The organism is Nocardia sp. NPDC055053, assembly GCF_053608285.1.
In genome coordinates this window covers 35286-57812 of the sequence record NZ_JBSGVD010000008.1, presented here as the reverse complement: position 1 = coordinate 57812, position 22527 = coordinate 35286, and the positions used below count along the sequence as shown (strand labels likewise).

Genomic DNA, 22527 nt, shown 5'->3' with positions numbered 1-22527 from the left:
GTAACAAGATCGGACGGGCCGACAGATAGTGCCAATGGACATTTTTGCCTGATTGATTTCGAGAAGTGAACCCGAGACGCAGGCGCCAAGCTAGTTCTGGCTGAGGCGCCTGCGTTCCGGTGTCGTCGGGGGAGCGCCTGCTCGGGTGTTCCGGAAACGAGGTTTGGGTTGGACCGGCTGGATTTCGGCGGAAACGGCGAAACTGGTGACGGACGTGGAGACTCTGCGGAGTACTTCCCGCTCTCGCCCGCACAGCTGGGTATCTGGTACGCGCAGCACGTCGACCCACTGGTGCCGATCAACATCGCCCAGTTCGTCGACCTGCGTGGCCGCCTCGATGTCGCGATCCTCGAGCGCGCCAGCTCCGAGGCCGCCGCGGAGCAGCAGTCGGGCTTCCTGCGCATCGTCGAGATCGACGGCGAACCGATGCAGACCGTCGACCTCACCCAGGACGACACGCTGATCTATGTCGACCTGCGCGGCGAGTCCGACCCCGAGGCCGCCGCCGCGGAGTGGATGCGCGGCGAGTACAGCCGCCCGCTCGACATCGTCGCCGACCGCCTGGTCCAGGCCGCCGCGCTGCAGCTCGAGGACGAGCGCTGGTACTGGTATGCCCGCGTCCACCACATCGTGCTCGACGGTTTCGGCGCCAACAACTTCGTCACCCGCACGGCACAGCTCTACACCGCGGCCGTCACCGGCACCGAGGCACCGGCCGACAAGGCCACCGACCTGCGCACGCTCTACGAGTCGGAGATCGCCTACCGCGACAGCACCCGCTTCGAATCCGACAAGGCGCACTGGGCTCAGCGCGTCGCCGGGCTGGAAGAGGGCAGCAGCCTCACCGGCCGCTCGGCGGCGCCCTCGCCGGTCAACGATGTCACCAGCGCGGCACTGAGCCCGGCGCAGGACGCGCTGTTCAGCGATGCCATCACCCGCCACGACTCCACCTCGGCGCCGCTGCTGATCGCCGGTTTCGCGGCGTACCTGGCACAGATCACCGGCACCGAGGACGTCATCCTCAGCCTGCCGGTCACCGGCCGCACCACCGCCGTGATGCGCCGCTCCGGCGGTGTGACCTCCAACATCGTCCCGCTGCGCCTGCGCGTCGGCCACGACACCACCGTCGCCGACCTGCTGCGCTCGGTCACCACCGAGGTCTCCGGTGCCCTGCGCCACCAGCGCTACCGCCACGAGGACATCCGCCGTGACTCGGCGGGTGACGGCATGGTCGCCACGGAGTTCTTCGGCCCGTGGGTCAACATCATGCTGTTCGACAACGAGCTGCGCTTCGGTGACATGGACGGCACGCTCAACGTGCTCTCCACCGGTTCCATCGAGGACCTCGGCGTCAACTTCTATCAGTCGCACGGCGGCACCCGCTCGCACATCGACTTCGAGACCAACCCGAACCTGTACTCGGCGGCCGACGCGGCCACCCACCACAGCCGCTTCCTCGAGTTCTTCGACCGCTTCCTCGCCGCCGACGCGGTGGCCCCGGTGTGGAGCCTGCCGGTCACCGGCGCGGCCGAGCTGGAGCGCTCGCTGACCGAGTGGAACGACTCGGCGCACGAGGTCCCCGCGACCACGCTGCCCGCGCTGCTCGACGCGCAGATCCCGCTGACCCCGGACAGCATCGCCCTCGACTTCGAGGGCCAGACCCTCACCTACGCCGAGTTCGGCGCCAGGATCAACCGGCTGGCCCGGTTCCTGATCGCCGACGGCGTCGGCCCTGAGTCGCTGGTGGCGCTGGGCATGCGCCGCTCGCTGGACCTGGTCATCGGCATGCACGCCGTCCTGCGGGCCGGTGGCGCCTACGTGCCGATCGACCCGGATCACCCGGCCGACCGCACCGCCTACATCCTCGAGTCCGCGGCACCGGTCTGCGTGCTCACCACCACCGGCGACGACCTGGACCTGCCGGACACGGTCGCCAGGGTGGAGATCGACACCCTCGACACCACCGCGTTCGCCGACACCCCCGTCACCGACGCCGAGCGCTTGGCGCCGCTGCGCCCCGACAACACCGCCTACGTCATCTACACCTCGGGTTCGACCGGCCGCCCCAAGGGCGTCGCGGTGACCCACCACGCGATCGTCAACCAAGAGCTGTGGATGCTCGACGAGTACCGGTTGACCGCGGACGACGTCTACCTGCAGAAGACCGCCACCACCTTCGACGTGTCGCTGTGGGGCTACTTCCTGCCGCTGATGGTCGGCGCCAAGCTGGTCATCGCCTCGCCCGACGGCCACCGCGACCCGCTCTACGTCGCGGACATGATCGAACGCCACGGCGTCACCGTGACGGACTTCGTTCCGTCCATGCTCACCGTCTTCGTCTCGCACGCCACCCAGGCCCAATGCGCAACGCTGCGTGCAGTTTTCGTCATCGGTGAGGCGCTGCCGCCGGAGACCGCCGCCGGTCTGCGCGCGATCTCCACCGCCGGCCTGCACAACCTGTACGGCCCGACCGAGGCCGCGGTCTCGGTCACCTACTGGGAGGCCACCGAGGCCGACACCGTCACGGTGCCGATCGGTATCCCCGAGTGGAATGTCGAAGTCTACGTCCTGGATTCGCGGCTGCGCCCGGCCGCGATCGGCGCACCGGGTGAGCTGTACCTCGCGGGCCGTCAGCTGGCCCGCTGCTACCGCGGCCGCCCCGACCTGACCTCGGACCGCTTCGTCGCCAACCCGGTCGGTGCCCCCGGCGAGCGCATGTACCGCACCGGTGACCTGGTGCGCTGGAACGCCGACGGCGTCCTGGAGTACATCGGCCGCACCGACTTCCAGGTGAAGTTCCGCGGTCAGCGCATCGAGCTCGGCGAGATCGAGACCGACCTGCTCGCGCACCCGACCGTCAGCCAGGCCGCGGTGCTCGTTGTCGACACCGCGACCGGCCAGCAGCTGGTGGCCTACATCGTGTCCGCGCCCGGCCAGTCCGCCGATCCGGCGACGCTGACCCGTTTCGTGTCCGAGAAGCTGCCCACCTACATGGTGCCCGCGTCGATCATGGTGCTCGACGCGTTCCCGCTCAACACCTCGGGCAAGCTGGACCGCAAGGCCCTGCCCGAGCCCGTGTTCAGCGCGGCCGCGGGCGATTTCCGCGCGCCGCGCACCCCGGCCGAGCAGATCGTGGCCGGCATCTTCGGCGATGTGCTCAGCCAGGAGCGGGTCGGCGCCGACGACAACTTCTTCGAACTCGGCGGCAACTCGCTGGTCGCCACCCAGGTCGTCGCCCGGATCGGCGCCGCGTTCGGCATCCAGCTCGGTGTGCGCGCGCTGTTCGAGACCCCGACCGTGGCAGGCCTGGCCGCGCGCGTCGAATCCGCGACGCCTGCCGATGTTTCAGGCACGCGTCCGCCGCTGGTCGCCAAGCAGCATCCGGATCAGGTGCCGCTGTCGCTGGCCCAGCAGCGGATGTGGTTCATCAACCAGTTCGACCCCGCGGCGCCGACCTACAACCTGCCCTTCGTCGTGCGGATGAAGGGCCGGGTCGACGTCGACGCGCTGATCGACGCGCTGAACGACGTTGTCGTGCGCCAGGAATCGCTGCGCACGATCTTCCCGGACGCCGACGGCGGCTTCCAGCAGGTGCTCGGCGCCGACGAGTTCGACCTTGGCATCACGGTGACCCCGATCGATCAGTCGCTGCTGCACGACGAGCTGATCAACTTCGCCTCCACCGGTTTCGACGTCACCCTGGAACTGCCGATCCGCGTGCGGATCTACCAGGTCACCGGCGGAACCACCAACGGCACACCGGAATTCGCGGTCGCCTTCGTCGTCCACCACATCGCGGCCGACGGTTTCTCCTTCGGCCCCCTGGCCCGCGACGTCGCCACCGCCTACCTGGCCCGCTCGGCGGGCGAGGCCCCCGGCTGGGCGCCGCTGCCGGTGCAGTACCGCGACTACACCCTGTGGCAGCGCGAACTGCTCGGCGCCGAGAGCGATCCGGCGTCGATGGCCGCGCGCCAGCTCGACTACTGGCAGCGGGCGCTGGACGGCCTGCCCGACCAGCTCGACCTGCCCAGTGACCGCCCGCGTCCGCAGCAGCAGAGCTTCCGCGGCGCGCGCGTCGGCTTCGACATCGACGCCGAGACCCACGAGCAGCTGGCCGCGCTGGCCCGCGCCAACGGCGTCACCCTGTTCATGGTCGTGCACGCCTCGCTGGCCGTGCTGCTGGCGCGGCTGTCGGGCACCACCGACATCGCGGTCGGCACCCCCATCGCCGGCCGTGGCGAGCAGGCGCTCGACGACCTGATCGGCATGTTCGTCAACACCCTGGTGTTGCGCTCCGACGTCGACCCGACCCAGCCGTTCAGCGAATTCCTCGCGCGCACCCGCGAAACCGACCTGAGCGCGTTCGCCAACGCCGACGTGCCGTTCGAGCGGCTCGTCGACGTGCTCAACCCGTCGCGTTCGCAGGCCCGCCACCCGCTGTTCCAGGTGGTGCTCTCGTTCCAGGAGATGTCGCACGGCACCCTGGAACTGCCCGGTCTTTCGGTCGATGCCGACGAGGTCGAGGTCGACATGGCCAAGTTCGACCTGCAGTGGACCCTGACCGAGGAGCACACCGGTTCGGGCTCGCTGTCGGGTATGACCGGCGTGCTCACCTACGCCGTCGATCTGTTCGACCGGTCGACCGTCGAGGAACTGCTGCTGCGCTGGCGGCGCGTGCTCGGCGCGATCCTGGCCGACCCGGCCGTCACCGTCGGCGCGATCGACGTGCTCGACGACGCCGAGCGCACCGACCTGGTCACCCGCTACGGCGCACCCGCCGCGGTCGCGCGCACGCTGCCGCAGCTGATGGCGCAGGCCGCCCTCGACACCGAGGCGACCGCGGTCGTGTTCGAGGGGACAGCTGTCTCTTATGGCGAGCTCGATCGCCGCTCGAACCAGGTGGCGCGCTTGCTGATTCAGCAGGGCCTCGGCGCCGAGGACTTCGTCGCCGTCGCCGTGCCGCGCTCGCTGGAGTCGGTGCTCGCGGTGTGGTCGGTCGCCAAGACCGGCGCCGCGTTCGTGCCCGTCGACCCGAATTACCCGGCCGACCGCATCGCGCACATGATCACCGATGCCGGTGTGTCCGTTGGTATCACGGTCACCTCCGACGCGGGGGAGCTGCCGGAGTCGGTGCGCTGGATCGAGATCGACGACATCGATCTCGACGACTTCTCCGACGCCCCGCTGGCGCCGCGCGAGCTGGTCCGCCCGACCGATCCCGCGCAGCCCGCCTACCTGATCTACACCTCCGGTTCCACCGGTGTGCCCAAGGGCGTCGTGGTCACCCATGCCAGCGTCGCCAACTTCTGCGCCGAGCAGATCGACCTGTACTCGCTCGACTCCGACACCCGCGCACTGCATTTCGCCTCGCCCTCGTTCGACGCGTCGGTGCTGGAACTGCTGCTGGCGCTGGGTCGCGGCGGCACGCTCGTCGTCGTCCCGCCGGGCGTCTACGGCGGTGAGGAACTGCGCGACATCCTCATCACCGAGGAAGTCACCCACGCGTTCGTGACCCCGGCCGCGCTGGCCACCTTCGACGCGCGCGGCCTGGACCACCTGCGGGTGCTCGCGGCCGGTGGCGAGGCGGTCCCGCCGGAGCTGGTCACCAAGTGGGCGGTCCGCCTGCCCGACGGCTCGCGCCGCATGCTGGGCAATGTCTACGGCCCCACCGAGACCACCATCGCCTCCAACCTCTCCGAGGGCCTGATCCCGGGGGAGCGGGTCGTCATCGGTGGCCCGATCCGCGGTGTCCACACCCTGATCCTCGACGACCGCCTGCGCCCCGTGCCGGTGGGCGTGGCCGGTGAGCTCTACATCGGCGGCGTCGGCATGGCGCGCGGGTACCACGCGCGCGCCGCGCTGACCTCGGATCGCTTCGTCGCCAACCCGTACGCGCCCGGTCAGCGGATGTACCGCACCGGTGACGTGGTGCGCTGGACCGCCGACCGCAATGTCGAATACGTCGGCCGCTCCGACTTCCAGGTGAAGGTCCGCGGTTTCCGTATCGAACTGGGCGAGATCGACTCCGCGCTCGCCTCGCACGCGACCGTCGACTTCGCGGTCAGCATCGGCCACAAGAACAAGGGCGGCAGCACCTCGCTGGTGTCCTATGTCGTCGCGGTGCCGGGCAGTTCGATCGACATCCCCGCGCTGACCGAGCATGTCGCGCAACGCCTGCCCGCGTACATGGTGCCGTCGTCGATCATGGTGCTCGCCGCCATCCCGCTGACGGTCAACGGCAAGCTCGATCGCCGTGCGCTGCCCGCGCCGGTGTTCGAGGTGCGCGAGTTCCGCGCCCCGACCACCCCGATCGAGCAGATCGTCGCGCAGGTCTTCGCCGAAGTGCTCGAGCTCTCGCGGGTCGGTGTCGAGGACGACTTCTTCGAGCTGGGCGGCAACTCGCTGATCGCCACCCAGGTCGCCTCCCGCATCGGCATCGCCCTGGACACCCGTGTCCCGGTGCGCATGCTGTTCGAGGCGCCCACCGTCGCGGCCCTGGCCGCGCGGGTGGAGTCCCAGGCCGGTGACGGCGCGCGCAAGGCGCTGGTCGCCCGTGAGCGGCCCGGCCAGGTGCCGCTGTCGCTGGCTCAGCAGCGCATGTGGTTCCTGAACCGCTTCGACACCGCCTCGGCGGTCAACAACATCCCGGTCGCGATCCGGCTGTCCGGTGACCTCGATGTGGCCGCGCTGCAGGTCGCCGTCATCGACGTGATCGACCGGCACGAGTCGCTGCGCACCGTGTTCCCCGAGTCGGGCAACGGCCCGGTGCAGGTGGTGCTCGACGCCGCGCAGATCGTCCCCGACCTGACCCCGTACCGGGTCACCGAGGACAACCTCATCGACCACCTGATCGACCTGGCGTCGATGGCCTTCGACGTGACCAGCGAAGTGCCGCTGCACGCACGGCTTTTCGAGATCAGCGAGACCGAGTACGTGCTCGGCATGGTGGTGCACCACATCTCCGCCGACGGCTGGTCGATGGCGCCGCTGTCGCGCGATGTCATCGTCGCCTACGCCGCGCGCACCTCGTGGGAGGCGCCGACCTGGGCCGAATTGCCGGTCCAGTACGCCGATTACGCGCTGTGGCAGCGCGAGGTCCTCGGTTCCGAGGACGACCCGCAGTCGCTGATCTCCTCCGAGATCGACTACTGGACCCGCGAACTCGCCGATCTGCCCGACGAGCTGGTGCTCCCGGCCGATCACCCGCGCCCGCCGGTCGCCACCTATCGCGGCGGCACCTACAGCTTCGTCATCTCCGGCGACACCCAGCGCGCCCTGGTCGAACTGGGCCGCCGCTACAACGCCTCGCTGTTCATGGTCATGCACAGCGCGCTGGCCGTGCTGCTCGCCCGCGCCAGCGGCACCAGCGACATCGCCATCGGCACGCCGGTGGCCGGTCGTGGTGACCAGGCCCTCGACGACCTCGTCGGCATGTTCGTCAACACCCTGGTGCTGCGCAGCCAGGTCGACGGCGCGACCCCGTTCGCCGCCCTGCTCGACCAGGCCCGCGAGACCGACCTGCAGGCGTTCGCGCACGCCGACGTGCCGTTCGAGCGGCTCGTCGAGGTGCTCAACCCGCCGCGCTCGCAGGCGCGTCACCCGCTGTTCCAGGTGATGCTGTCGTTCCAGAACAACAAGCAGGCCTCGCTGCAGCTGCCCGGCCTTTCGGTCAGCGGCATCGACTACGACTCCCAGCTGGCCAAGTTCGACCTGCAGCTGACGCTGACCGAGGTGCAGGACACCGACGGGGAAGCCGGCGGCATGTCGGCCGAATTCTCTTACGCGCTCGACCTTTTCGAGGAGTCGACGGTCGCCGCGTTCGCGCGCAGGCTCGACAACATCTTCGCCGCCATCGTCGCCGATCCCGAGGTGTCCGTCGGCGACATCGATCTGCTGGCTCCCGAGGAGCACGCGCAGGTCCTCGTCGACTGGAACGACACCGCGCGCGAGGTGCCCGCCGGCACCCTGGTCTCGCTGTTCGACGCGCAGGTCGAGCGGACCCCCGACGCGGTCGCGCTGGTCTTCGAGAACGAGTCGCTGTCCTACCGCGAGCTGCAGGAGCGGGCCAACCGCATCGCCCGCAGCCTGATCGCCTCCGGCGTCGGCCCCGGTGACCATGTGGCACTGGCGATCCGGCGTTCCACCGAACTCGTCGTCGCCATGTACGCGGTGCTGCAGACCGGTGCCGCGTACGTGCCGCTCGACCCGGACCAGCCCGCCGACCGCATCGGCCACATCATCGAGACCGCGCAGCCACGGCTGGTGCTCACCAGCCGCCGCGACGCGTTCGAGGCCGACGGCGTCACCGTCCTCGCGGTCGAGAACATCGAGCTGCCCGCCGATTTCAGCGCAGCGCCGATCACCGATGCCGAGCGCGCCCGCCCGCTGCGGGCGTCCAACACCGCCTACGTGATCTTCACGTCGGGTTCGACCGGCCGCCCCAAGGGCGTCGGGGTCGACCACGCCGCGATCGTCAACCGCCTGCTGTGGATGCAGCACGAGTACCCGATCGACGCCGCCGACGCGGTGCTGCAGAAGACTCCGGCCACCTTCGACGTGTCGGTGTGGGAGTTCTTCTGGCCCTTGCAGACCGGCGCGCGCCTGGTCGTCGCCAAGCCCGACGGCCACCGCGACCCCGTCTACCTGGCGCAGATTATCGCCGAACGTGGCATCACGACAGCGCATTTCGTGCCGTCGATGCTGTCGGTGTTCGTGTCCACCCTCGGCAGCAACGGCAATGGTGACGCGGTCCGGCTGCGTCAGGTGTTCGCCTCCGGTGAGGCGCTGCCAGCGCCGACCGCGCAGCGCCTGCGCGAGCTCACCGGTGCGCGCCTGCACAACCTGTACGGCCCCACCGAGGCCGCGGTCGACGTCACCTATCACGAGGTCGTCGACACCGACGTGGAGTCGGTGCCGATCGGCCGTGCGGTGTGGAACACCAGGGTGTTCGTGCTGGATTCGCGCCTGCATCCGGTGGCCCCCGGTGTCGCGGGTGAGCTGTATCTGGCGGGCGATCAGCTCGCCGTCGGCTACCTCAACCGCTCCGATCTCACCGCCGACCGTTTCGTCGCCAACCCGTACGGCGCGGCCGGTTCGCGCATGTACCGCACCGGTGACCTCGTCACCTGGACCCGCGACGGTGAACTGAACTACCTGGGCCGCACCGACTTCCAGGTCAAGCTGCGCGGTCTGCGCATCGAGCTCGGCGAGATCGAGGCGACGCTGCTGGCCCAGCCGGGTGTCGCGCAGTCGGTCGTCGTCGTTCGTGCCGACGCGCACGCCGGTGACCAGCTCGTCGGTTATGTGGTGCCCGAAGCGGATTCGAGCATCGATATCGCCGCGGTGAAGGCGGGGATCACCGCCGAGCTGCCCGTCTACATGGTGCCCGCGGCGCTGGTCGTGCTCGACGAGTTCCCGCTCAACGCCTCCGGCAAGCTCGACCGCAAGGCGCTGCCCGCGCCGGTGTTCGAGGCCAAGGTGTTCCGCGCGCCCTCGACCCCGATCGAGGAGATCGTGGCCGAGATCTTCGCCGACCTGCTCGGCGCCGAGCGCGTCGGCGTCGACGACGACTTCTTCGCCCTCGGCGGCAACTCGCTGGTGGCCACTCAGGTCGCGGCCCGGCTGAGCAAGGCCCTGGACGCCGAGGTCGGCGTGCGCACCCTGTTCGAGGCGCCGACCGTCGGCGCGCTCGCGGCCCGCGTGGAATCGCACGCGGGCACCGGCGTGCGCGCCGAGCTCACCGCGCGTCAGCGTCCCGAGCACCCGCCGCTGTCGCTCGCGCAGCAGCGGATGTGGTTCCTCAACCGCTTCGACCTCGGCGACACCGGCGACACCGGCACCTACAACATCCCGGTCGCCGTGCGCCTGCAGGGCCTGCTCGACCTGCCCGCGCTGCGCGGCGCGGTCGCCGACGTGATCGCGCGGCACGAGTCGCTGCGCACCGTCTACCCGTCCTACGACGGCACCGCCTTCCAGAAGGTCCTCGCGGCCGCCGTTTCCATCCCCGAGCTGGAACTCGTCGAGGCCGACGAGACCGACATGGCGACCTCGCTCTACGAGTTCGCCCGTCGCGGTTTCGACGTCACCGCGCACGCCCCGGTCCGCCTGCGGGTCTACGAGCTCGGCGAGCGCGAGCACGTGCTGGTGATGGTGGTCCACCACATCGCCGCCGACGGTTTCTCGCTGCGCCCGCTGGTGCGCGACCTGATGACCGCCTACGTGGCGCGCACCGCCAACGCCGAGCCGGGCTGGCCGCCGCTGGAGGTGCAGTACGTCGACTACGCGCTGTGGCAGCGCGAAACCCTCGGCGAGGAGACCGATCCCACCTCGCTGATCTCCGAGCAGCTCGACTACTGGCGCGGCGCGCTCGCCGATCTGCCCGACGAGCTGCGCCTCGGCCACAAGTCGCGGCCCGCGCAGGCCACCTACCAGGCGGGCACGCACCGCTTCGACGTGCCAGGCGAACTGGTCGACGCGCTGAACCGGGTCGCGCACGAGCACGGCACCACGCTGTTCATGGTGGTGCACAGCGCCTTCGCCGCGCTGCTGTCGCGCCTGTCCGGCACCGAGGACATCGCCGTCGGCATCCCCGTCGCCGGTCGTGGCGAGCAGGCGCTCGACGACCTGGTCGGCATGTTCGTCAACACCCTGGTGCTGCGCGCCAGGGTCGACCCCGCGGTCTCCTTCGCCGACCTGCTCGGTCAGGTCCGCGAGAACGACCTGGCCGCCTTCGCGCACGCCGACGTGCCGTTCGAGCGCCTCGTCGAGGTGCTCAACCCGGCCCGCTCGCAGGCGCGGCACCCGCTGTTCCAGGTGATGCTCTCGTTCCAGAACCTGGGCCGCACCACCCTGGAACTGCCCGGCCTCACCGTCTCCGAGCTGGGCATCGACCAGCACGTGGCCAAGTTCGATCTGCAGCTGGCGCTCAGCGAGGTGCCCGCCGACGACGACAGCCACATGGAGGCCGAACTCGTCTACGCCACCGACCTTTTCGACGCCGGTTTCGCCGCGACCTTCGGCGCGCGTCTGCTGCGCGTGCTCACCGGCATCGTGGCCGACCCGTCGATCGCCGTCGGTGACATCGAACTGCTCGACGACGCCGAGCGCACCCTGGTGCTCGACCGGTGGAACGACACCGAATTCGCCGTCGACGCCGCGCTGAGCACCCCGAGCGACGACGACCCGGCCACCCTCAACGCCCTGTTCGAAGCGCAGGTCGCGCGCACACCCGACGCGACCGCGCTCACGTTCGAGGGGACGAGTCTGTCCTACGCCGAGTTCGCGGTGCGGGTGCGTCAGCTGGCGCGCTGGCTCAAGGACGCCGGTGTCGGCCCGGAATCGTATGTGGCCCTTGGTATGCGGCGCTCGATCGACCTGCTGGTCGGCATGTACGCCGTGTCCGCCGCCGGTGGCGCCTACGTGCCGCTCGACCCCGATCACCCGGCCGAGCGCATCGAGCACATCCTCGACACCGCGCAGCCGGTGTGTGTGCTGACCGCCGGGGAGAGCCTGCCCGGAGCCGCCGGTCGCGAGGTGCGCATCGACCAGCTCGACCTGTCCGGCCACTCGGCCGAGCCGGTCACCGACGCCGACCGGCATCGCCCGCTGCGCTCGGACAACACCGCCTACGTCATCTTCACCTCCGGCTCGACCGGTCGGCCCAAGGGTGTGGCGGTCAGCCATGCCGCGATCGTCAACCGCCTGGTGTGGATGCACGCCGCCTACGGCCTGGCCGCCGACGACGTGGTGCTGCAGAAGACGCCAGCCACCTTCGACGTGTCGGTGTGGGAGTTCTTCTGGCCGCTGCAGGTCGGCGCGCGTCTGGTCGTCGCCAAGCCGGACGGGCATCGCGACCCGGCCTACCTGGCCCGCCTGATCGCGGCCGAGCAGGTCACCACGGTGCACTTCGTGCCGTCGATGATGGCCGTGTTCGTCACCGAACCCCTTGCCGCGGACTGTGTCTCGCTGCGCAATGTGTTCGCCTCCGGTGAGGCGCTGCCCTCGCCGACCGCGCAGCGCCTGCGCGAGCTGACCGGCGCCGCGCTGCACAACCTGTACGGACCCACCGAGGCCGCGGTCGACGTGACCTATCACGAGGTCACCGACGCCGACACCGACACCGTGCCGATCGGCGCGCCGGTGTTCAACACCCGTCTGTACGTGCTGGATTCGCGGCTGCGGCCCGTTCCGGTCGGTGTCGCGGGTGAGCTCTATCTCGCGGGTGTGCAGCTGGCGCACGGCTATGTCGGTCGCCCCGACCTCACCATGGACCGCTTCGTCGCCGACCCGTTCGCGCCCGGCGAGCGCATGTACCGCACCGGTGACCTCGTCACCTGGACCGCCGACGGCGAGCTGGAATACCTGGGCCGCACCGACTTCCAGGTGAAGCTGCGTGGTCTGCGGATCGAGCTCGGCGAGATCGAGTCCGCGCTCACCGCGCTGCCGCAGATCGCCCAGTCGGTGGTCGTTGTCCGCGCCGACGAGCGCACCGGTGACCAGCTGGTCGCCTATGTCATCCCGCAGGCCGGTGCCACCGTCGACACCGACGCGGTCAAGGACGCGCTCGGCGCCGAACTGCCGGTGTACATGGTGCCCGCCGCGTATGTGGTGCTGAACGCGTTCCCGCTCAACGCTTCCGGCAAGCTCGACCGTAAGGCGCTGCCGGCGCCGGTGTTCGCCGCGCGCACCTTCCAGGCGCCGGTCACCCCGGTGCAGCAGATCGTCGCCGCCACCTTCGCCGAGGTGCTCGGCGCCGGTCAGGTCGGCCTCGACGACGACTTCTTCGAACTCGGCGGCAACTCGCTCGTGGCCACCAGGGTCGCGGCGCGCCTGTCCGAGGCGCTCGACACCCAGGTGCCGCTGCGCGCGCTGTTCGAGGCCTCGACCGTCGCCGCGCTGGCGGCCCGCGTCGAGACCGCCACCGGTCGCGGCGGGCGCATCCCGCTGGTGCCGCAGCCGCGCCCCGAGCTGGTGCCGCTGTCGCAGGCTCAGCAGCGGATGTGGTTCCTCAACCGCTTCGACAACCGCACCGCCGTCAACAACATCCCGGTGGCGATCCGGCTGACCGGCGACCTCGACGTCGCCGCGCTGGAAGCCGCCATCGCCGATGTGACCGCGCGGCACGAGTCGCTGCGCACCTTCTACCCCGAAGTCGAGGGCGCCGGCTACCAGCAGGTGCTGCCCGCCGACGAGGTCCGCTTCGCGCTGCCCGCCCAGCCGGTCACCGCGAACGAGGTCGTCGCCCGCGTGGTCGAGCTCGCGAGCGTGCACTTCGACGTCACCCGCGAGGTGCCGTTCCGCGCGAGCCTGCTGCGCGTCGACGAGCGCAACCACGTCGCCGTGCTGGTCATGCACCACATCAGCGGTGACGGTTTCTCGCTGCGCCCGCTGCTGCGCGATGTCGTCGTCGCCTACACCGAGCGTGTCCGCGGCGAGGTCCCCGCGTGGGCCCCGCTCGAGGTGCAGTACGCCGACTACACGCTGTGGCAGCGTGAGGTGCTCGGCGAGGAGTCCGATCCGGAGTCGGTCTCCGCGAGCCAGATCGGCTACTGGACCGAGCAGCTGCGTGACCTGCCCGACCAGATCGAGCTGCCCGCCGACCGGCCGCGTCCCGAGATCGCCACCAATGCCGGTGACCTGTACCGCTTCTCGGTCGACGCCCGACTGCACCAGGCGCTGACCGACATCGCCCGCGCGCACGGCGTCACCCTGTTCATGGTGATGCACGCGGCACTGGCCACCTGGGCCGCGCGCCTGTCCAACAGCACCGACATCGCCATCGGCACCCCGATCGCGGGCCGTGGCGAGCGTGCCATCGACGACCTCGTCGGCATGTTCGTCAACACCCTGGTGCTGCGCAGCGAGGTCGACCTCGGCGGCAGCTTCGGCGACCTGCTCGACCAGGTCCGCAAGGTCGACCTGTCCGCGTTCGCCAATGCCGACGTGCCGTTCGAGCGCCTCGTCGACGTGCTCAGCCCCACCCGTTCGCAGGCCCACCACCCGCTGTTCCAGGTGGCGCTGACCTTCGAGGCGGCCACCGCCGCCGACACCGGCACCGTCGCCCTGCCCGGCCTCGATCTGAATGTCGTCGACTTCGACCCGGGCACAGCGAAATTCGACGTGCAGCTCACCGTGGGCGAAGCCGCCGACGGCTCGCTGGCCATGTCGTGGAACTACGCCACCGATCTGTTCGACCCCGAGACCGTCGCCGCCTTCGGCGACCGCCTGATCCGCATCCTGCGCAGCGTCGCCGAGAACCCCGACGTGATCGTCGGCGACATCGACCTGCTCGGCGAGGCCGAACAGCGCGACGTCGCCCAGCGCTGGGTGTCCTCCGGCGCCGACGCCATCGCCCTGCCGGTCATCCACGACGCCAGCACCCCGGCGGGCCACCGCCGCGGCCTGTTCGGCAACAAGCACACGACGCTGGTCGACCTGTTCGACGCGGCGGCCGCCGCCTACCCGGACCGCATCGCGGCCAAGTTCGGCGTCGAATCGCTGACCTACGCCGAGCTCGACCGCGGCGCGAATGTGCTGGCGCGCAGGCTGATCGCCGACGGCGCGGGCCCGGAGTCGCTGGTCGCGGTGATCCTGCCGCGCTCGCTCGACCTCGTCGTCGCGCTGCTGGCCGTCGTCAAGACCGGCGCCGGTTACGTGCCGGTCGACCCGACCTACCCGGCCGAGCGCATCGCCTACGTGCTCGAGGATTCCCGCCCGACCAGCGTCGTCCTCGACTCCACCGTCCAGGTGACGGTGCCCGCCGACCTGCCCTCGGTGGTGCTCGACGGCTTCGCCGTGGAGACCGGCAATGTCGAAGACGCCGACGACCTGCCGATCACCGACGCCGACCGGCTGGCCCCGCTCTCGCCGGACAATGTCGCCTACGTCATCTACACCTCCGGCTCGACCGGCCGCCCCAAGGGTGTCGCGGTCGCGCATCGGAACGTGGTGCGCCTGTTCGCCAATACCGATCGCGACTTCGGCTTCGGCCCGCGCGACGTGTGGACGCTGTTCCACTCCTACGCCTTCGACTTCTCGGTGTGGGAGCTGTGGGGTCCGCTGCTGTTCGGCGGCTCGCTGATCGTCGTCGACTACTACACCTCGCGCTCGCCCGAACAGTTCCTGGAACTGCTGCGCGTGGAGCAGGTGACGGTGCTCAACCAGACGCCGTCGGCGTTCTACCAGCTCGCCGAGGCCGACCGGATCGCCGGACCCGGCCTGGAACCGCTTGCCCTGCGCTACGTCGTCTTCGGTGGCGAGGCGCTCGAACTGCGCCGCCTCTCGGATTGGGTCGCCCGCCACGGCGACAGCTCGCCGACGCTGGTCAACATGTACGGCATCACCGAGACCACGGTGCACGTGTCGTTCCGCGCGCTCGACGCGAAAACCATTGCCGCCGCGGCCGGTTCGGTCGTCGGCCGGGCCATCGCGGGCCTGAGCGTGTACGTGCTCGACAACCGGCTGCGCCCGGTGCCGGTCGGTGTCGCGGGTGAAATGTATGTCGCCGGACCGCAGTTGGCGCGCGGCTACCTCGGCCGCCCCGACCTGACCGCGACCCGCTTCGTCGCCAACCCCCTCGCCGGCCCGAACCAGACGGGTTCGCGCCTGTACCGCTCCGGTGACCTCGCGCGCTGGAACCGCTTCGGCGAACTGGAATACCTCGGCCGCGCCGACGATCAGGTGAAGGTCCGCGGCTTCCGCATCGAACTCGGCGAGATCGAAGCCGCCGTGCTCGCGCAGCCTGGCATCGCGCAGGCCGCGGTCATCGTGCGCGAGGACCAGCCGGGTGACCAGCGCATCGTCGCCTACGTGGTCGCCGACGGCGACGCCCAGCCCGACCTCGACGTCGTGCGCAGCGGTGCCGCCGAACAGCTGCCCGCCTACATGGTTCCGGCCGCGCTGGTCCGCCTCGAGTGGATCCCGCTGACCGTCAACGGCAAGCTGGACCGCCGTGCTCTGCCCGCTCCCGCGGTGCAGGCGCGTGCCTTCCGCGCGCCCGTCACCCCGGTGCAGGAGACCGTCGCCGCGGTCTTCGCCGACGTCCTCGGCCTGGACCGGGTCGGTGTCGACGACGACTTCTTCGACCTCGGCGGCAACTCGCTCATCGCCACCCGCGTGGTCGCCCGCATCGGCGCCGCGCTCGGCGCCACCGTGCCGGTGCGCGCGCTGTTCGAAGCCTCGACCGTGGAAGCCCTCGCGGCCCGGGTGGAATCGCACACCGGCGGCACCGCGCGCGCGGCGCTCGTCGCCCGCGAGCGCACCGAGGGTGAACTCGTGCCGCTGTCGTTCGCGCAGCAGCGCATGTGGTTCCTCAACAAGTACGACACCACCTCGGCGGCCTACAACCTGCCCGTCGCGATCCGCCTGACCGGCGCCCTCGACACCGAGGCGCTGTCGCTGGCGCTGGCCGACCTGGTGCGCAGGCACGAGTCGCTGCGCACCCGCTACCCCGAGCACGGCGGCACCCCGGTGCAGCAGATCGTCGCGGCGGAACGTATTTCGCTGGACCTGCGCCCGGTCACGGTCGCGCAGGATCAGCTGTTCGGTACCGTCACCGAGTTCGTGTCCACCGGTTTCGATGTGGCCGAACAGGTTCCGCTGCGCGCCCGCCTGTTCAAGGTCACCGACACCGAACACGTCCTGGTCGTGGTCGTGCACCACATCGCCGCCGACGGTTTCTCCATCGCGCCGCTGACCCGCGACGTGATGCTGGCCTACACCGCCCGCGCCCAGGGCACCGCGCCCGGCTGGGCGCCGCTGCCGGTGCAGTACGCCGACTTCGCGATCTGGCAGCGCGCGGTCCTCGGCACCGAGGACGACACCGATTCGCTCCTGTCGCGCCAGGTCGGATACTGGCAGCGCCAGCTCGCGGGCATCCCCGACGAGCTGACCCTTCCGTTCGACCGTGCCCGCCCGGCCATCGCCTCGCATCGCGGCGCCACCGTGCACCGCGAGCTCGCGCCGGAGCTCATCGCCAAGCTCGACGAGGTGGCGCGCCGTCAAGGCGCGTCGCTGTTCATGGTCATGCACACCGCGCTGGCGGTGCTGCTGGCGCGCCTGTCCGGCTCCGACGACATCGCCATCGGCACGCCCATCGCCGGCCGTGGTGAGCAGGCACTCGACGACCTGGTCGGCATGTTCGTCAACACCCTGGTGCTGCGCACCGGCGTGCGCCCGGCCGAGTCCTTCACCGACCTGCTCGAGCAGTCCCGCAAGGCCGACCTCGACGCCTACGGCAATGCCGACGTGCCGTTCGAGCGCCTGGTGGAACTGCTGGCGCCGGAGCGCTCGCAGTCGCGCAACCCGCTGTTCCAGGTGATGCTGGCCTTCCAGAACCTGGACCGCACCACCCTGGAACTGCCCGGCCTGGCGGTGTCGGCGCTCGATCTCGACGAGAGCGTCGCCCGCTTCGACCTGCAGTTCACCCTCTCCGAGCTCGGTGAGCCCGGCAGCGGCGGCATGGCGCTGGCACTGAACTACGCCACCGAACTGTTCGACGAAGCCACCGTCGGCACCATCGCGACCCGCTGGGAGCGCGTGCTCGAAGCGGTCGCCGCCGATGCCGCGGTGACCGTCGGCGCGATCGACGTCCTCGATGCCGCCGAGCGGGCCGACCTGGTGTTCCGCGTCGGCGAACCGCCGGTACCCGCCCGCACCCTGCGCAGCCTGCTGGCCGACGCCGTCGACCAGAACCCGACCGGCGATGCCGTCGTGTTCCAGGGGACAGCTCTCTCTTACGCCGAGCTCGACGAACGCTCGAACCGCCTGGCGCGCTTGCTGATCGCCGAGGGCATCGGCGCCGAAGACCTCGTTGCGGTCGGTATCCCACGTTCGGCCGACTCGGTGCTGGCCGCGTGGGCTGTCGCCAAGACCGGCGCGGCCTTCGTCCCGGTCGACCCGACCTACCCGGCCGACCGCATCGCCCACATGGTCACCGATTCCGGTTCGCCGCTGGGTATCACCGTCGCGTCGGTGCTGGGCGGCCTGCCCGACATCGCGCCGCCTGCCGCGAGCGACTCCTCGCCCGCTGAGCGTGCCGACATCGCGCAGGCTGGGGCGCAGGAGTCCGAGACCACGCTCGACGGCCCGGCTACGGACGCGTCCGCGGCCGGTTGGCTCGTGCTCGACGATCTCGACCTCGCTCGCTTCGACGGCGGCCCGATCGCCGACGACGAGCTCGTGCGGGTGACCACCCCCGAGCAGCCCGCCTACGTCATCTACACCTCCGGCTCGACCGGTGTGCCCAAGGGCGTCGTCGTCACCCATGCCGGTCTGGCGAACTTCGGCGAGGAGCAGGCCAAGCGCTACGCCCTCGACTCCGGCACCCGCGCACTGCATTTCGCCTCACCCTCGTTCGACGCATCGATCCTCGAGCTGCTGCTGGCGCTGGCCCGCGGCGGCGCGCTGGTCGTCGTCCCGCCGGGTGTCTACGGCGGTGACGAACTGTCCGAGCTGATCCGCGCCGAGCGGGTCACCCACGCCTTCATCACCCCCGCCGCGCTGGCGACCTTCGACCCGAGCGGCCTGGATTCGCTGCGGGTGCTGGTCGCCGGTGGTGAGGCGGTGCCCGCCGATCTGGTGAGCAAGTGGGCGGTTCCGTTGCAGGCGCTTCCGGCGGGCCCGGAGGCGGCAGCGGAGCGTGACCACGCAGGGCCCTCGGGAGCGCCCGTCGGCTCAGTCGGCACGGCTCGCGCCTTCCACAACGGCTACGGCCCCACCGAGACCACGATCATGACCAACATCAGCGCCGCGCTGGTGCCGGGCGAGCTGGTCACCATCGGTGGCCCCACCCGCGGCATGCGCTCGCTGATCCTGGACGCCCAGCTCCAGCCCGTTCCGGTGGGTGTCGCGGGTGAGCTGTATCTGTCGGGCATCCAGCTGGCGCGTGGCTACCACGCCCGCGCCGGGCTCACCGCCGACCGCTTCGTGGCCGATCCGTTCGTGCCGGGGGAGCGGATGTACCGCACCGGTGACGTCGTGCGCTGGACCGCCGACGGCACCGTCGAATACGTCGGCCGCTCCGACTTCCAGGTCAAGATCCGCGGTTTCCGTATCGAACTTGGCGAAATCGACTCGGCCCTCGCCTCGCACGAGACCGTCGACTTCGCGACCACCGTCGGCCACAAGAGCACCGCGGGCGCGGTCTCGCTGGTCGCGTATGTGGTTGCCGCGCCGGGCCGTTCGATCGACGTCGCGGCGCTGACCGCGCACGTCGAGGATCGCCTGCCCGCCTACATGGTGCCCTCGTCGATCATGGTGATCGACCACGTGCCGCTGACCCCGGTCGGCAAGCTCGACCGCAAGGCGCTGCCGGAGCCGGTGTTCGCCACCGAGGTCACCTTCCGCGCCGCGCGCACCTCGATCGAGCAGACCATCGCCGAGGTCTTCGCCGAGGTGCTCGGTGTCGAGCGCGTCGGTGTCGACGACTCGTTCTTCGCCCTCGGCGGTGACTCGATCGTCTCCATCCAGCTCGTCTCCCGGGCCAAGGCCCGCGGCGTGCTGTTCACCCCGCGCCACGTCTTCGAGCAGCGCACCGTCGCCGGTCTGGCCTCGGTCGCCGAAACCGCCGATGTGGCAGCGGCCGCCGCGGTCACCCTGGCCGAGCTGCCCGGTGGCGGCGTCGGCGAGCTGCCACTGACCCCGGTGGTCCGGTTCATGGCCGAGCGGCCCGGTTCGTTCGACCGGTTCAACCAGACCATGGCGCTGGAACTGCCGGTCGGCATCGACCGGGCGGGCATCACGGCTACCGTCGGCGCGGTCATCGACCGCCACGACATGCTGCGCTCGCGCCTGCACCAGGTCGACGGCCGCTGGGTCGTCGACACCGCGCCTGCCGGCGCCGTCGACGCCGACGCGCTGATCGACCACAGCACCTTCGACGCGAACGTCACCGACGACGAGCTTGTCGAGATCGCCTCCGCCGCACTGGATGCCAGCCTGGACCGGCTCGATCCGGCCGCCGGTGTGGTCGTCCGCTTCGTGTGGCTGGAGCCGGCCGTGAGCGCGTCGGCGCCCGTGGTTTCGCTGCCCGGCACCGAAGCCGCGGCTCCGGCGAAGGCCACCCGCGCCGGACGCTTGATCGTCGTCGCCCACCACCTCGTGGTCGACGGTGTCTCCTGGCGCATCCTGGTGCCCGACTTCGTCGCCGCCTGGGGCCAGCTCTCCGCTGGTCAGCAGCCGGAACTGGTCGCCCCGGCCACTTCCATGCGGGCCTGGGCGCACGCGCTCGCCGACGAGGCGCGCGCCCCGGAACGCGCCGCCGAGCTCGACTTCTGGCGCGAGGTCGTCGCCACTCCGGATCCGCTGCTCACCGAGCGGCCGATGGACCCGGCCGTCGACGTCTCCGGCGTCATCGAGAAGCTGCCGGTGGAGGTGTCCGCCGAGGTCACCAAGGCCCTGCTGACCACCGTGCCCGCCCTGTTCCACGGTGGCGTCAACGACGGTCTGCTGACCGCGCTCGCCCTTGCCGCGGCGAAATGGCGCTCCACTCGCGTCCCCGCCACCGGCGCGGTCGACGGCTCCGCGCACCGCGACGGCCGGCGCACCGACTCCGCCCGGTCCGACCGCGATGCGCTGCTGGTCCGCCTCGAAGGCCACGGCCGTGAGGAAGAGGTCGCGCCCGGCGCCGATCTGTCGCGCACCGTCGGCTGGTTCACCGCGATCTTCCCGGTCCGCCTCGACCTGGCAGGTATCGACATCGACGCCGCGCTCGCCGGTGGCCCCGCGCTGGGCCAGGCCGTCAAGGCCGTCAAGGAACAGCTGCTTGCCGTGCCCGACAAGGGCATCGGTTACGGCCTGCTGCGGTACATGAACGCCGACACCGCGGCGGAACTGCCCGCCCAGCTGCCCGGCCAGATCAGCTTCAACTACCTGGGCCGCGTCGCCGACAGCGACGTGCCCGACGCGCTGCGCGGCTTCGGCTGGATCCCCGCGCCCGAGCTGGCCGCCCTCGGCGGCGCCTACGACGCCGACATGCCCGCGATGGCGCCGCTGGACGTCAACGCGATCGTCGTCGGCGACAAGCTCAGCGCCAATATCGGCTACCCGAGCACCCTGCTCGGCGCCGCCGAGGTGCGCGAGTTCGCCGACCTGTGGGTCACCGCGCTGGAAGCCGTTGCCCGGCACGCCAACTCGGCCGACGCGGGCGGTCACACGCCGTCCGACTTCGCACTGGTGCGCTCCACCCAGGGCGATATCGACGTCTGGGAGAAGCGCTACCCCGAGCTGACCCAGGTGTGGCCGCTGGCCGCGCTGCAGGCAGGTCTGTTCTTCCACGCCCGCCTGGCCGCCAGCTCCGTCGACGTCTACACCGCGCAGGCGGTCCTGACGCTGACCGGCCGGGTCGACGCCACCCGTCTGCGCGCCGCCGCCCAGGCACTGCTCGACCGGCACGAGACCCTGCGCACCGCGTTCGTCACCGACCACGACGGCAATGCCGTGCAGATCGTCCTCGACCACGCCCAGGTGGCGTGGACCGAACACGACCGCACTGTGTCCGATGGCGGTGCTCCCGAGGGCTCTGCGTGGTCACGCTCCGCTACCGCCTCCGAGCCCGCCACTCGCACCGCGGCGACCGGCGAGTTCGCCGACCTCGTCGAAGCCGACCGCAATGCCCGCTTCGACCTGGCCGCGCCGCCGCTGATCCGCTTCACGCTGATCCGCATCGCCGAGGACGAATGGCGCTTCGCGGTGTCCAACCACCACATCCTCCTGGACGGCTGGTCGACGCCGCTGGTCATGCGCGACCTGCTCGCGCTCTACGCCCTGCACGGCGACACGAGCGCGCTGCCCGCCGTCCGCTCCTACCGCCACTTCCTGGAATGGGTTGCCCAGCAGGATCACTCGGTGTCGGTCGCGGCGTGGTCCGACGCCCTGCGCGGCGTCACCGAGCCGACCCTGCTGGCCCGCCCCGACGCCAGCCGCGAGATCGCGGCGCTGTCGGACGAGTACCTGTTCGACCTCGACGAGCCGACAACGGCCCGCCTGGTCGCGCTGGCCGCCGACCTCGGCGTCACCCCGAACACCGTGCTGCAGGTCGCCTGGTCGATCGTGCTCGGCCGGATGACCGGCCGCGACGACGTGCTGTTCGGCACCACCGTCTCGGGCCGCCCTGCGCAGCTGTCCGGCGTGGAATCCATGGTCGGCCTGTTCATCAACACCGTCCCGGTGCGCGTGCGCTTCGACGCCGCCGAATCGGTGCGCGAGGTGCTGACCCGCACCCAGGGCGAGCAGGCCGACCTGCTCGACCACCACTACATCGGCCTGGCCGACATCCAGTCGGCCGCCGGCATCGGTGGCCTGTTCGACTCGCTGGTGGTCTTCGAGTCCTACCCGGTCGACGCCGAGGGCATCAAGGCCCAGGCCGCCGACATCGACGGCATGGCCGTCACCGGCCTGGACGCCGCCGACGCCACGCACTACCCGCTGTCGCTGATCGCGCAGTTGGACACGCAGCTCCGTATTCGGGCCGGCTACCTGAGCGACCTGTTCGACGCAGCCACCGTGCACCGCATCGCCGAGCGCCTGATC

1 protein-coding gene (cut by a window edge) is annotated in these 22527 nt (G+C 70.7%); it reads left to right on the top strand.

The features are described from left to right. Positions 1 to 168 precede the first annotated feature (168 nt). Positions 169 to 22527, top strand: partial view of a non-ribosomal peptide synthase/polyketide synthase gene (locus tag ACWF82_RS10715; RefSeq protein WP_452500090.1) — the 5' portion only. The gene runs 21618 nt beyond the window's last position; only the first 22359 of its 43977 coding nucleotides appear in the window; the start codon lies at positions 169 to 171; its stop codon lies beyond the right edge, outside the window.